The following is a 12,455-nucleotide window of genomic DNA, read 5'->3' as shown; positions in this document are numbered from 1 at the left end:
TGTGGGAAGCGGGGAGAACCTCGAATGTCAGTGGTGGGGCGGACACTCACCCGCCCGAGGTGTCGACCTCGGCGGCCTGGATGCGGAGGCTCTGTTCGGCAGAGAGCTGGCGCGAATCGAGCCAGAACTCTGGCAGGTGCGACTTCTTCTCCGTGCCTGCGCGCCCGCGCGGACCGTCAGCCGCCTCCGGGTAGTCCTGGTCGGGGATTGCTGCCAGCCTGTCATCGAGCTCGGCGAGTGTGGAGACGAGGGCCAGGTCCCGGCGGCCCTCCCCGCCGACGGAGAATCCGCGCAGATACCAGGTGATGTGCTTCCTCATCTCGCGCATAGCCCGAAGCTCATCGCCGAAGTGGTCGATCGAATATTCGGCATGGCGGCGGATGATGCTCGCGACGTCCCGGAAGGATGGTCGGGCACGGACGGTGGAGCCGTGCGACTGCGCAACGAGATCGGTGAAGATCCAGGGTCTGCCCTGGCAGCCGCGACCCACGACGATCCCCGCACATCCCGTGTGTTCACGCATCGCCTGAGCATCGTCGGCGCTGAACAGGTCGCCGTTGCCGAGGACCGGGATGTCGAGTGCGTCGACGAGGGAGGCTATCGCATCCCAGTCGGCGTGGCCGGCATAGTGCTGTGTCATTGTCCGTCCGTGGAGTGTCATGGCGGAAATGCCAGCATCCTGGGCGATACGACCAGCATCGAGGTACGTGTGGTGGTCAGCGTCGATACCGATACGGGTCTTCACGGTGACGGGGATGCCGCCGGAGTTCTCGACGGCGGCCGTGACGATGTCGGTGAAGAGGTCGAGCTTCCACGGCAGCGCGGCACCGCCGCCTTTCCGTGTCACCTTCGGCACCGGACATCCGAAGTTGAGGTCGATATGGTCGGCGCGATCTTCGTCCGCGAGGATCCTGACGGCCGCACCCACCGTCTTGGGTTCCACCCCATAGAGCTGAATGGAGCGAATCGGATCCTCAGGGTCAGGCTCGATCATCCGCATCGTCTCCGGATGCCGTTCGACGAGGGCCCGTGTGGTCACCATCTCGCAGACGTACAGCCCACTGATTCCCTCATACCCTGCCTCGCGGGCACCGAGTTCACCCGCTTCGCGGCACAGTCGCCGAAAAGGCGGATTGGTGACGCCTGCCATGGGGGCAAGGACCACGTCCGTGACGGTGAAGTTTCCGATGGTCAAGTCAGACACGAGCGAGCCTCGATGCGATTCCGGTGGTCAGTGGGATGGCGAGGACGAGTCCAATCGAGGCGACGAGCGTGCGCACGATCTCTTCGGCAATTTCGCCGGTCGACAGTGTATCCAAGAATGTCCGATCGAGAACAGCGGCCGCCATGAGCAGCGGGAGGGCTGTTCCCACATACGCGAAGGCAAGCGTATAGATCGTGGACGCGATGTGGTCTCGTCCAACGACCATGCCCTGCTTGTAGAGCTGAGCGGTTGATGCGCTGGGGTTGGCGGAGCGCAGCTCCCACACGGTCGACACCTGGGTGATGGTGACGTCGTTGAGCGCTCCGAGCCCGGCAAGGATCATGCCGCAGACAAGTATCTGATCGAGCTGGATCCCATAACCCGTGAGGGAGAGCGCAGAATCTGAAAGGGTGCCCGTGAGGTTGGCCCAGTCGGTTGCCAGGACCGCGAGTATTCCCGTCACGACGAGCCCACCGGCAGTGCCCAGTATCGCGGTCGTCGTCCGAATGGAGATGCCGTGAGCGAGATAGATCGAGGCGAACATCATGGCGCCGGCGCCGACAAGGACGACAAGCAGGGGGCTAGAGCCGGCGAGGAGGGCGGGCAGCATGAAGAGGACGACGATCGCGAGTGAGAGCGCGAGCCCCGCGACGGCGGCGAGGCCCTTGCCGCGCGCGACGACGGCCACGACGAGGACGTAGGCGCCGATGAGAAGCCAAAGCGGAACGTCTCGTTCGAAATCCCAGAAGATGTAGGGGGTTCCGGTGCCCACGGCCGCCGGAGTGAACATGACCTCGATCGAGTCGCCCACGTCCAGTCCATTGGCGACGATCTCGGCAGGGACATGGACTGGGACCTCGGTTCCCTCCCCCGTGAGGAGGACCCGCACGGGAGTGGCGCCAGCATCGTCTGTTTCGCCGATCTCTGTCACCGTGCCGGTTTCGAGCGAAATCGACTCGGACATGACGGGCACGGTCCCGGCCGGGCTGTCGCTCGGCCAGAGGATGATCAGCCCGAGGAGGGTAGCCAGTGCCAGGGGTACGACGAGTAACGCCTGCCATAGGGCAACACGTCTCGCCGCACCCGGCTCGAGGCTAACCTCCTCGTGGCTGTGCACTATCGCGGAATCCGCTCATTCAGGTAGGACGATACCTTCGACAGGCTCACGCGCTCCTGCTTCATCGTGTCGCGATCACGGATCGTGACGGCCTGGTCCTCGAGCGAGTCGAAGTCGTAGGTGACGCAGTAAGGCGTGCCGATCTCATCCTGGCGGCGGTAGCGACGGCCGACTGCACCAGCATCGTCGTAATCGACATTGAACTGTTGACGCAGCTCAGCGGCGAGTTCCTTGGCCCGGCCTGTGAGCTCTGCCTTGCGGGAGAGCGGCAAGACGGCGGCCTTGACGGGTGCGAGGCGCGGGTCGAGACGGAGGACCGTGCGCGTGTCCACGCCGCCCTTCGTATTGGGAGCCTCATCCTCCTCGTAGGCTTCGACGAGGAATGTCATGAGCGACCGTGTCAGGCCTGCTGAGGGTTCGATGACGTACGGCGTGTAGCGTTCGCCGGACTGCTGATCGAAGTATTCGAGCCTCTTCCCGGAGTGCTCCGTGTGGGTCGACAGGTCGAAGTCGGTCCTGTTGGCGACACCCTCGAGCTCACCCCAGTCACCGCCCTGGAAACCGAACTTGTATTCGATATCGACGGTGCGCTTGGCGTAGTGGGAGAGCTTCTCCTGGGGGTGCTCGTAGTGGCGAAGATTCTCCCGTGCGATGCCGAGATCGACATACCAGTCGGTGCGGGTCTGGAGCCAGTACTCGTGCCACTCCTCGTCCTCGCCGGGCTTGACGAAGAACTCGAGTTCCATCTGCTCGAACTCGCGTGTGCGGAAGATGAAGTTGCCGGGCGTGATCTCGTTCCTGAAGGACTTGCCGATCTGGGCGATGCCGAACGGCGGCTTCTGGCGCGCCGACGTCATGACGTTGCTGTAGTTGACGAAGATGCCCTGGGCGGTCTCGGGGCGCAGGTAGTGCAGACCGGATTCGTCCTCGACGGGGCCGAGGTAGGTCTTGAGCATCATGTTGAAGTCTCGCGGCTCGGTCCACTGGCCCTTGACGCCACAGTTGGGGCATCCGAGCTCGGACAGTGCCACCGCGTCGGGATCTGCAAGATCCTTCTTGTGTGCGAACTCCTCCTGCATCTGGTCCACACGGAAACGCTTGTGGCAGGACTGGCATTCGGTCAGCGGATCGGAGAAGACGGCAAGGTGCCCGGAGGCGACCCAGACCTCTCGCGGCAGAATGATCGAGGAGTCGATACCGACGACGTCCTCTCGCGCCTGGACGACGCTGCGCCACCACTGCTTCTTGATGTTCTCCTTAAGCTCCACCCCGAGCGGACCGTAGTCCCAGGCTGAGCGCGTACCGCCGTAGATCTCACCCGACGGGTAGACAAAACCTCGCCGCTTTGCGAGAGAGATAACGCTGTCAAGTTTCGAAGTAGCCATGGGAACCTTTCTGTGATCCGTACCTGGATAGCACGGAGGATGTCTCAAGTATCGCTGACTCGGCCGTCAATCCACCAATGCGCGTGACGCGCACCGCACAATTGAGATTGACAATCATTCTCACTGCTATAGAGAATGATTCTCATGAAGAGACGCTTTGCCACCACAGCCATGATCAGCACCGCCGCACTGGTCCTCGCGGCCTGCTCATCCGATGACGCCGCAGACGCAGACACGATCAGTGTCACAACATCCATCTATCCACTCCAATACGTGGCCCAGATGGTGGGCGGAGACCAGGTAGCAGTCACCTCGATCACTCCCCCCGGCTCCGACGATCACAGCCTCGAACTCTCCCCGCGTCAGGTCACCGACCTGGAAAAGGTTGACCTCGTCGTGACGCTTTCTGGCTACCAGGCAGCCATGGACGACGCGATCGCGACGACGAACCCGGCACGGGTCGTCGACGCGGCAGAGCATGCGAACCTCCTCGATTGGGAGACCCACGTCCATGACGAGGACGAAGAGGCGGCCGATCACGACCACGCGGACGACGAACACGCAGAGCACGAGCACGCAGAAGACGATCACGCAGAAGACGAGCACGCGCACACTGACGAGGCAGAGGATGAGGCGGGCCACGACCACTCCGGTGTGGATCCTCACTTCTGGCTCGATCCGGTTCGCCTTGCAGGCCTGGCACATCCGATTGCGGAGGAGCTTGCGGAGATTGACCCGGAGAATGCGGGCACCTACCGAAGCAACGCGGATGATCTCGTCGCCCAGCTCGAAGACTTGGACGAAGATTTCTCCAGCGGCCTGAACCAGTGCGAGAGCACGACGTTCGTCGTCTCGCACGCAGCGTTCGGCTACCTCGCGCATGCCTACGATCTCACCCAAGAATCCATTGCCGGCCTCGAAATCGATACGGAGCCGTCTCCGAAGCGCGTCGCGGAAGTCTCCACCCTCGTCGACAGCACGGGCGTCGACGTGATCTTTGCTACCTCCGAATCGGAGCAATCGCTTGTCCGTGCGCTTGCTGAGGAGACTGGCGTCCGAGTCGACATCCTCGACGCCGGCGCTACTCAAGTGGACGAGTCCGTCGACTACGATGAGCTCATGCGCACGAACCTTGACAAGCTCCAAACCGCACTGGGGTGCATGTGACCGCTGTCAGTCTGAGGGATGTCGGAGTCCAGGTCGGGTCCGCCAAGATCCTGTCCGACATCTCTCTCGACATTGCTGACGGGACGACCATGGCGATCCTCGGACCCAACGGGTCCGGGAAGTCCTCCCTGATCCGCGCCATGCTCGGCATCTACCCGCACACCGGAGAGATCTCCCTCCTCGGGCAGACGCTTCCCGGACGGGGAGTGGACTGGCGGCGGATCGGATATGCTCCACAGCGGCCGACATCGACCGCGGGAGTTCCCGCAACCGCCCTCGAGTTGGTCTCTTCTGGACTGCTGTACGGCAGGAGCTTCCGCTTCGGTGCCGGCTACCGGGACAAGGCGATGGCGGCACTCGAGGGTGTCGGACTCGCCCACCGCGCCCACCAGTCTGTCCAGACCTTCTCGGGAGGCCAGCAGCAGCGTGTCATGCTTGCCCGTGCGCTCGTCTCCAACCCGTCGCTCCTCTTCCTCGATGAGCCGTTCTCGGGCGTCGATAGAACGTCACGGGAGATGATCACCGAAACCCTGACTGCGAAACATCACGAAGGACTCACCATCGTCGTCGTGCTCCACGAACTCCAGAACCTCCGCCCTCTCATCGACCACACGGTCGTCATCGAGCACGGCCGGATCATCCATCGCGGCGACGCTCCGCGCGTCGCACCGGGCCACGACGATCCCCAGCACGACCACGACCATGAGCACGCGGACGAGTACACCTCGTTCCGCACACCGGATTTGGAAGGCGGACTGTGATCGACATCCTCACGGAGATGTGGGGCAACGGCCTCCTGCGCCGCGCCCTCATCGTCGCCGCAATCGTCGGCCTATCGGCTCCGGTCATGGGCACCTACCTGGTGCAGCGCCGCCTCACCCTGCTCGGCGACGGCATCGGCCACATGGCGCTGACGGGCGTCGCAGCCGGCTGGTTGGCAGCATCTGCCACAGGGGCCGCCAACCAGGATGAGTGGGCGGTACCCGGAGCGATCGTAGCCTCCGTCCTCGGAGCCCTTATCATCGAATACCTGCGAGACAAGGGCAAAGCCTCCGGCGATGTCGCCCTTGCCCTCCTCTTCTATGGCGGAATCGCCGGCGGTGTCCTCCTGATCGGCTTGGCGGGCGGCACGACGAACAATCTCAACGCCTACCTCTTCGGCTCCATCTCAACCGTCACCGCCATGGACCTCTGGCTGTCCATCGGCCTCGCGGCCGTCGTCCTCGGCGTCGGGATCGGGCTGCGCCCAGCCCTGTTCGCGCTCTGCCACGATGCGGAATATGCGACGGCTTCTGGCATGCCGGTGCGGCTGCTCTCGGTTCTCATCTCCGTGACCGCGGCCCTGACGGTCGCAGTCGCCATGCGAGTCGTCGGCGTCCTCCTCGTGTCCGCACTCATGGTCATCCCCGTCGCGACCGCCCAGCTCGTGACACGGTCCTTCGTCATGACGATGAGGATGGCGATGATCATCGGCGTCGTCGTTGCCGAAGCGGGCCTGATCATCACCTACGTGTATGACATGTCGCCAGGCGCCATGATCGTCGCCCTCGCGGTCGGCCTCTACGCGGTGCTGTCAATCATTCGTCCTCTCCTAGTAAGATCGCAGAACAGGGATCCGCATCCGACCATGGATGACGAACTGAGAGGTGAAGAGTGTCAGACGGCGTAGCGCCACCATCGCGTCGGGCCACCCGCGCACGGTCACTGATCCGACAGACGCTTGATTCGACAGACAAGTTCCTGTCGGCTCAGGGGCTTCACGAGCTCATCACCGCCCAGGGCGAGGACGTGGGGCTCGCGACCGTCTACCGCACGCTCCAGATGTTTGCCGACGATGGTGAGGTCGACTTCCTGCGCGATGATGATGGGGAGATGCTCTATCGCAAGTGTGTCCGCAACGCTCATCACCACCATCTGATCTGCCGCCGCTGTGGGACGACACACGAGCTGGCCGACACGATGATCGAGTCGTGGGCGCACCAGGTTGCGGACCAGCACGGCTACTCGGACGTGTCGCACTCGATCGAACTGTACGGCACGTGCAGCGACTGCGGCAGGCTCGGCTAGATGACAGACTTCTTCACGACCGGACCCTTCGTCCCCGTCTATCTCGCACTGCTTCTCGTGGTCTTCTGCCGTGCGCAGGCCACCTACTGGCTGGGCTATTACGTGGCCACGAAGCTGAAGACAAACGTCCCCGATGATGGGTGGCGGAGGCGGTTCTACGACTGGTCGGAACAGGACTCCGTGAAGAACGGCGTCGCAACCCTGCACCGCCGAGGCTGGATCATCATCCCGCTCTCCTTCCTCACGGTCGGCTTCCAAAGCATCATCCAGTTCGCGGCCGGGCTCATCACGTTCCCGCCGCCCCGCTACACCGCGGCCATGCTCCCGGGATGCTTCGCGTGGGCTCTCATCTACTCGACGATCGGCTTCTCCGTGTGGGGTGCCATCATCGCGGCCTTCGCAGGCTCACCGTACGGCATCATCCTCATTGCCGTCCTCGTCCTCGTTCTCGTCCTTCTCGCCAGGTGGCGGAGGAAAGCCAAGGAAAGGCTCATTCATGACTGATATCGCTGTCCGCCTCCCCATCCGGCTCGGCCAATTCCTCAAGCTCGCCAATCTCGCCGAATCGGGATCGCACGCGCGCGAGCTCATCGAGTCCGGCCAGGTGTCCGTCAACAATGCTGTGTGCACGCAGCGCGGGAAGCAGCTCGACACCGGAGACAGGGTCTCCGTCCACGGAGAGACCCTGACCGTCGCCTCGGCCTGACAGTGCCCTGTGGACACGTTCGGAGCTAACTGGCGATGATCATGCCCGTCGTGGCAATGGTGCAGACGAGCAGAGTCGACAGCGCCCCTAACAGGACCGGCCTGAATCCCATCTGACGGAATGCGGCGAACCTGATCCCGAGCCCCAGAGCGAACATCGCCGCAGCGAGGCAGACCGTCTGGACGAGGGAAATGATGCTCGAGACACCATCGGGGATCGTGACAGCGGTGGCCACGATCGAGGCGAGGATGAAGCCCGCGACGAAGCCCGGCATCAGAGGGGCCCGAGTCGTGCTGCCGCCACGTCCGCGTTCGATCAGGCCCAGGGTGGCGATGACGGGGGCAAGCATGAGCACACGTGCAAGCTTGACGATCACGGCGACGGTGAGCACTCCCCCTCCCATGATTCCGCCCGCGGCAACGACCTGAGCGACTTCGTGAATGGTGGCTCCGGCGATCAGTCCGCTGAGCCGATCGTCAAAACCTGCCATTCCGAGAACGAGCGGGACGAGTCCGATCATGAGCGTGCCGTAGAGGACGACGAGTCCGATCGCTGCCGCAACCTCGGAATCCTTGCGCTTGATGGACGATTCCACTCCCGCGACGGCGGCGGCCCCACATATCGAGAAGCCTGCTCCGATGAGGATCGACTGGGAACGGCTCACCCGGAGCCACCGACCCATGAGGACGGTGCCGGTCAAGCCGCCGAAGACCGTGACGATCACAGTGAGGACAACACCCCAGCCGAGCGCCACAATATCGTCGAGGACGATGGAGAAGCCCAGAAGGACGATGCCGATGCGGAGGACCCGCTTCGCCGCAATCGCCGTGCCGGGCTCGAGGACGGCCGGGAGCTTCACCGTGTTCGCAAGAACGATGCCGGCGATGATCGCGAGAAGGAGGGCACTCACTTCGGGGATCATCCGGTTGATAAGGACACACACGACACCGACAGCAAGGGAGGCTGCCAGGCCCGGAAAGACCCGCTTCACGTATTCACTCTTTCACTAGCTACTTCGGCGCCGATGCGCTGAACGGCCCCGCTCAGTGTACTGCGCTCAGCGGCGCCCGCTCGCCTTCCGCTCCCGGTACTCGCGCCGCTTCACCGCGAGTTCAGCCCTCAACTCGTCATCCTCCATGACGAGTCGCACGGTCTGGCAGTCCTCCGGCCCGGAGACATAGGCCTGGCAGAGCGTGCACGGCTCCCCCGGTCGAATCGGGCACATGGGGACGGGGCGGCTCACGCCAGTGCCTTCATCCCCAACAGGACCGCAACGTCGGCCGCAAGCGCGGGCCCCGCCTGGACGGACAGATTCTTCGCAACCTGGACGACAACGGTCGAACCGGGGCGCTTGACTCGCAGACGGACCGGTGTGTTTCCGGGATAGTTGCCGAGGAGGCTCTTGAGCTGTGTCATGACCGCCACCGTGCATCGCTCCTCAGGGAGCGTAATCTCGAACGGCTTGTCATCCACTCCTCGAGTGTCGACCGGCATGACATCGCGCGCTATCAGCTGAACATCGCCGTCCCGGTTGGAGACGGCGGATTGGATGGCGATGACCGCGTCGAGGACGAGAAGGTCTGACACTTTCTGATAGGTGGTCGGGAAGACGGTGATCGTGATCGAACCGGTCAAGTCCTCGAGAGTCACCTGCGCATAGAGCTTGCCCGTCTTCTTCGTCACCCGAGTATCGACCGACGTGACGAGGCCGGCGACGACCACCTGTGCGCCGTCCGTCAGGTCGTCACCCTCGAAGATGGAGACGATGGAAAGGCTCGATGCTCGTTCGACGGCCGCCTCCAAGCCCGACAGCGGATGGTCGGAGACGTACAGGCCCACCATGTCTCGTTCGAAGCTCAGCTTCGTCTTCTTGTCCCATTCGGGCACGTCGGGGATCTCGACATCGAACTGGACGCCGGAATCCATGCCGAGATCAGCAAAGAGGTCGAACTGTCCCGCCGCCTCGTTGCGCTTCACTCCGACGACAACATCGACTGCTTCCTCAGCGACGAGCGTGAGGGAGCGGCGATTGTGGCCAAGGGAGTCGAAGGCACCGGCCTTGACGAGAGAATCGATGGCTCTCTTGTTGCACACCGGCAGGGGCACCTTGTCGAGGAAGTCCTGGAACGACGTGAAGGCGCCCTTCTCCTCGCGTGCTGAGACGATCCCCGAGACGACATGGTGGCCGACATTGCGCACCGCGGACAGGCCGACGTTGATCGCGTCGCCCACGGCCGTGAACTCCGAGGAGGAGACGTTGACATCGGGCTGCTTGACGACAATGCCCATGCGGCGACACTCGGCGAGGTAGAGGGCAAGCTTCTTCTTGTCGTCCTTCTGGGACGTGAGCAGGGCCGCCATGAACTCTGTCGGGAAATGTGCCTTCAGGTAGGCGGTCCAGTAGGAGATGACGCCATACGCGGCGGAGTGGGACTTGTTGAACGCATACTCCGAGAAGGGCACCAGGATGTCCCACAGGGTCTTGACCGTGTCCTTGGAGAACCCGTTGCTGAGCATGCCGGCCTCGAAGTCGGCGAACTGTTCGTTGAGGACAGCCAGCTGCTTCTTGCCCATGGCCTTCCGCAGCACGTCTGCCTTGCCGAGGGAGAAGCCCGCCACCTTCTGGGCGATCTGCATGACCTGCTCCTGATAGACGATCAGGCCGTGCGTGCTGCCGAGGATCTCAGCGAGAGGTTCTTCGAGCTCGGGATGGATGGGAGTGATCGGCTGGAGGCCGTTCTTGCGCAGCGCATAGTTCGTGTGCGAACCCGCCCCCATGGGCCCGGGACGGTAGAGGGCCGACACGGCCGAAATGTCTTCGAAGTTATCCGGCTTCATCTGCTTGAGCAGGGTCCGCATGCCAGCACCATCGAGCTGGAACACGCCGAGGGTCTCCGCCCGCGCCATAAGCTCATAGGCTTCCTTGTCGTCGAACGGCACCTCCTCCATGACGGGCGCCTCTTTGCCATTGCGGCGAATGTTCTCGAGGGCGTCCTCGATGACGGTGAGGTTCCGGAGCCCGAGGAAGTCCATCTTCAACAGGCCCAGCTCCTCGCACTGGGGGTATTCGAACTGGGTGATGATCGCACCATCCTGGGGACGCTGCATGATCGGGATCACGTCCTCGAGCGGCTTCGACGACATGATGACGGCGCAGGCGTGCACGCCCCACTGGCGGGTCAACCCCTCCAGGCCGGTCGCAAGCTCGAACACTTCCTGGTTTTCCTGGGTGGATTGGATGTGGTTGCGAAACTCACCTGCCTCCGCATATCGCTTCGCCTTCTCGTTGAACACGTCCGAGAGCGGAATGTCCTTCCCCTGGACTCCCGGCGGCATCGCCTTCGTCATCTTCTCGCCCACCTCGAACGGATATCCGAGCACCCGCGAGGCATCCTTCAAGGCCTGCTTCGACTTGATCGTGCCGTACGTGACGACCTGGGAGACGTTCTCCTTGCCGTACTTCTCTTCCACATAATGGATCACTTCACCGCGGCGGCGCTCATCGAAGTCGACATCGATATCGGGCATCGACACACGTTCCGGGTTGAGGAACCGTTCGAACAGGAGCCCGTGCGGGATCGGATCCAGATCCGTGATCTGGAGGGCATACGCGACCATCGAGCCGGCGCCCGATCCGCGGCCAGGGCCGACGCGGATACCCTGAGACTTCGCCCATTTGATGTAGTCGGAGACGACGAGGAAGTAGCCCGGGAATCCCATGCGGGTGATGACATCCACCTCGTAATCGGCGCGTGCCCGCACCTCGTCCGAGATCACGTCCCCGAAACGCTCGTGGAGGCCGTTCTCCACCTCTTTCACGAACCAGGACGTCGGATCCTCTCCCGGCGGAGTGGGGAACTCTGGCATGTAGTTCGCGCCCTGGTAGCTGGTCACGAACTCCATCTCGCATCGTTCCGCGACGAGCATCGTGTTCGTCAGCGCACCGGGAACATCGCCGAAGAGCCTCTCCATCTCCTGCGTCGTGCGCAGATGGTAGCCGGTCCCATCGAACGTGAAACGGTCAGGGTCGGTGAGAGTCGAACCGGAGTTGATGCACAGCATCGCATCCTGGATCTTCGCGTCTTCCTCATGGACATAATGGGAATCGTTCGTGGCGATCACGGGGGCCCCGATCTTTTTCGCCAGCTCGAGGAGATCGTTGCGCACCCTCCGCTCGATCTCGTTGTCGTGGTCCATGAGCTCGACAAAATAGTTCTCTTTGCCGAACAGGTCCTGCATCTCTCCCGCGGCACGCAGGGCCTCTTTCTGCTGTCCCAACCGCAACCGTACCTGCACCTCCCCCGATGGGCATCCCGCAGTCCCCAGAAGGCCCTCACGGTAGGTTTCGAGAAGCTCGCGGTCGATGCGGGGCCACTTCCCCATCTGACCCTCCAGGGACGCCTTCGATCCGAGCCGGAACAGGTTATGCATGCCCTCGGTGGAATGTGCGAGGAGCGTCATGTGCGTGTAGGCGCCGTTCGCGGACACATCGTCGGACCGCTGGGACTCATCGCCCCACCGCACACGCTCTTTCGAGAACCGAGAGATTCCCGGCGTCATGTAGGCCTCGAGGCCGATGATGGGTTTGATGCCGGCCTTTTTCGCCTGGCGATAGAAATCGTAGGCGCCGAACAGGTATCCGTGATCCGTGATCGCCAGAGCCTTCTGGCCGTTCGCCACAGCGGCATCGATCAGCTTGCCGATCTTCGCGGCCCCGTCCAGCATCGAATACTCGGTATGAACGTGGAGATGCGCGAAGTCCTGATCAGCAAGAGTCATGCATCCAGTCTAGGATTCCCCGCCAGAACT

General features: G+C 63.0%; 12 protein-coding genes. 6 read left to right on the top strand and 6 right to left on the bottom strand.

Going from position 1 to position 12,455, the window contains the following annotated elements; all coding sequences use genetic code 11:
* Positions 1-46: 46 nt before the first annotated feature.
* From dusB to H2O75_RS03890, 3 genes are read right to left on the bottom strand one after another with little or no spacing between them, the layout of a single operon-like run.
* The gene (dusB, locus tag H2O75_RS03900) at positions 47-1,204 is read right to left on the bottom strand and encodes a tRNA dihydrouridine synthase DusB (RefSeq protein WP_182173929.1); all 1,158 of its coding nucleotides are present in this window, start codon (positions 1,202-1,204) and stop codon (positions 47-49) included.
* Positions 1,197-2,321: a YibE/F family protein gene (locus H2O75_RS03895; protein ID WP_259365305.1), complete on the bottom strand. Its 1,125-nt coding sequence runs from the start codon at positions 2,319-2,321 to the stop codon at positions 1,197-1,199. The genes dusB and H2O75_RS03895 overlap by 8 nt, the downstream gene beginning before the upstream one ends.
* Positions 2,321-3,706: a glycine--tRNA ligase gene (locus tag H2O75_RS03890; RefSeq protein WP_182173926.1), complete on the bottom strand. Its 1,386-nt coding sequence runs from the start codon at positions 3,704-3,706 to the stop codon at positions 2,321-2,323. Before H2O75_RS03890 ends, H2O75_RS03895 begins: the two co-directional genes overlap by 1 nt.
* A gap of 144 nt (positions 3,707-3,850) precedes the next feature.
* Between H2O75_RS03890 and H2O75_RS03885 the strand changes: the two genes are divergently transcribed.
* Genes H2O75_RS03885 through H2O75_RS03860 form a run of 6 tightly spaced genes read left to right on the top strand, consistent with a single transcriptional unit; the run spans position 3,851 to position 7,646 of the window.
* The gene (locus H2O75_RS03885) at positions 3,851-4,873 is read left to right on the top strand and encodes a metal ABC transporter substrate-binding protein (RefSeq protein ID WP_220462776.1); all 1,023 of its coding nucleotides are present in this window, start codon (positions 3,851-3,853) and stop codon (positions 4,871-4,873) included.
* Positions 4,870-5,634, top strand: coding sequence for a metal ABC transporter ATP-binding protein (locus H2O75_RS03880; protein WP_259365304.1), 765 nt, complete (start codon positions 4,870-4,872; stop codon positions 5,632-5,634). Before H2O75_RS03885 ends, H2O75_RS03880 begins: the two co-directional genes overlap by 4 nt.
* Complete coding sequence (locus H2O75_RS03875; RefSeq protein ID WP_220462775.1) at positions 5,631-6,542, top strand: metal ABC transporter permease; 912 nt, start codon at positions 5,631-5,633, stop codon at positions 6,540-6,542. The genes H2O75_RS03880 and H2O75_RS03875 overlap by 4 nt, the downstream gene beginning before the upstream one ends.
* Positions 6,527-6,940, top strand: a complete 414-nt coding sequence (locus tag H2O75_RS03870; protein WP_182173920.1) for a Fur family transcriptional regulator — start codon at positions 6,527-6,529, stop codon at positions 6,938-6,940. Before H2O75_RS03875 ends, H2O75_RS03870 begins: the two co-directional genes overlap by 16 nt.
* Positions 6,941-7,444 (top strand): VTT domain-containing protein, encoded by a 504-nt coding sequence (locus tag H2O75_RS03865; protein ID WP_182173917.1) that lies wholly within the window; start codon positions 6,941-6,943, stop codon positions 7,442-7,444.
* On the top strand, positions 7,437-7,646 hold the full coding sequence (locus H2O75_RS03860) for an RNA-binding S4 domain-containing protein (protein WP_182173914.1): 210 nt from the start codon (positions 7,437-7,439) through the stop codon (positions 7,644-7,646). The genes H2O75_RS03865 and H2O75_RS03860 overlap by 8 nt, the downstream gene beginning before the upstream one ends.
* Positions 7,647-7,671: 25 nt before the next feature.
* Here the strand turns inward: H2O75_RS03860 and H2O75_RS03855 are convergent, their stop codons facing one another.
* The 3 genes from H2O75_RS03855 to dnaE form a co-directional block, all read right to left on the bottom strand.
* Positions 7,672-8,637, bottom strand: coding sequence for a YeiH family protein (locus H2O75_RS03855; RefSeq protein ID WP_182173911.1), 966 nt, complete (start codon positions 8,635-8,637; stop codon positions 7,672-7,674).
* Positions 8,638-8,703: 66 nt separating this feature from the next.
* A complete protein-coding gene (locus H2O75_RS03850) occupies positions 8,704-8,889 on the bottom strand; it encodes a DUF6767 domain-containing protein (protein ID WP_182175307.1) in 186 nt (61 codons plus the stop codon).
* Positions 8,886-12,425 (bottom strand): DNA polymerase III subunit alpha, encoded by a 3,540-nt coding sequence (gene dnaE, locus H2O75_RS03845; RefSeq protein WP_182173908.1) that lies wholly within the window; start codon positions 12,423-12,425, stop codon positions 8,886-8,888. Before dnaE ends, H2O75_RS03850 begins: the two co-directional genes overlap by 4 nt.
* Positions 12,426-12,455: the final 30 nt, after the last annotated feature.

The sequence above is a fragment of the Flaviflexus equikiangi genome (genome assembly GCF_014069875.1).
In the GTDB taxonomy this organism is placed as follows: Bacteria; Actinomycetota; Actinomycetes; order Actinomycetales; family Actinomycetaceae; genus Flaviflexus; species Flaviflexus equikiangi.
The sequence above is the reverse complement of the archived record's forward strand: the minus strand, read 5'-3'. Positions and strand labels throughout refer to the sequence as shown.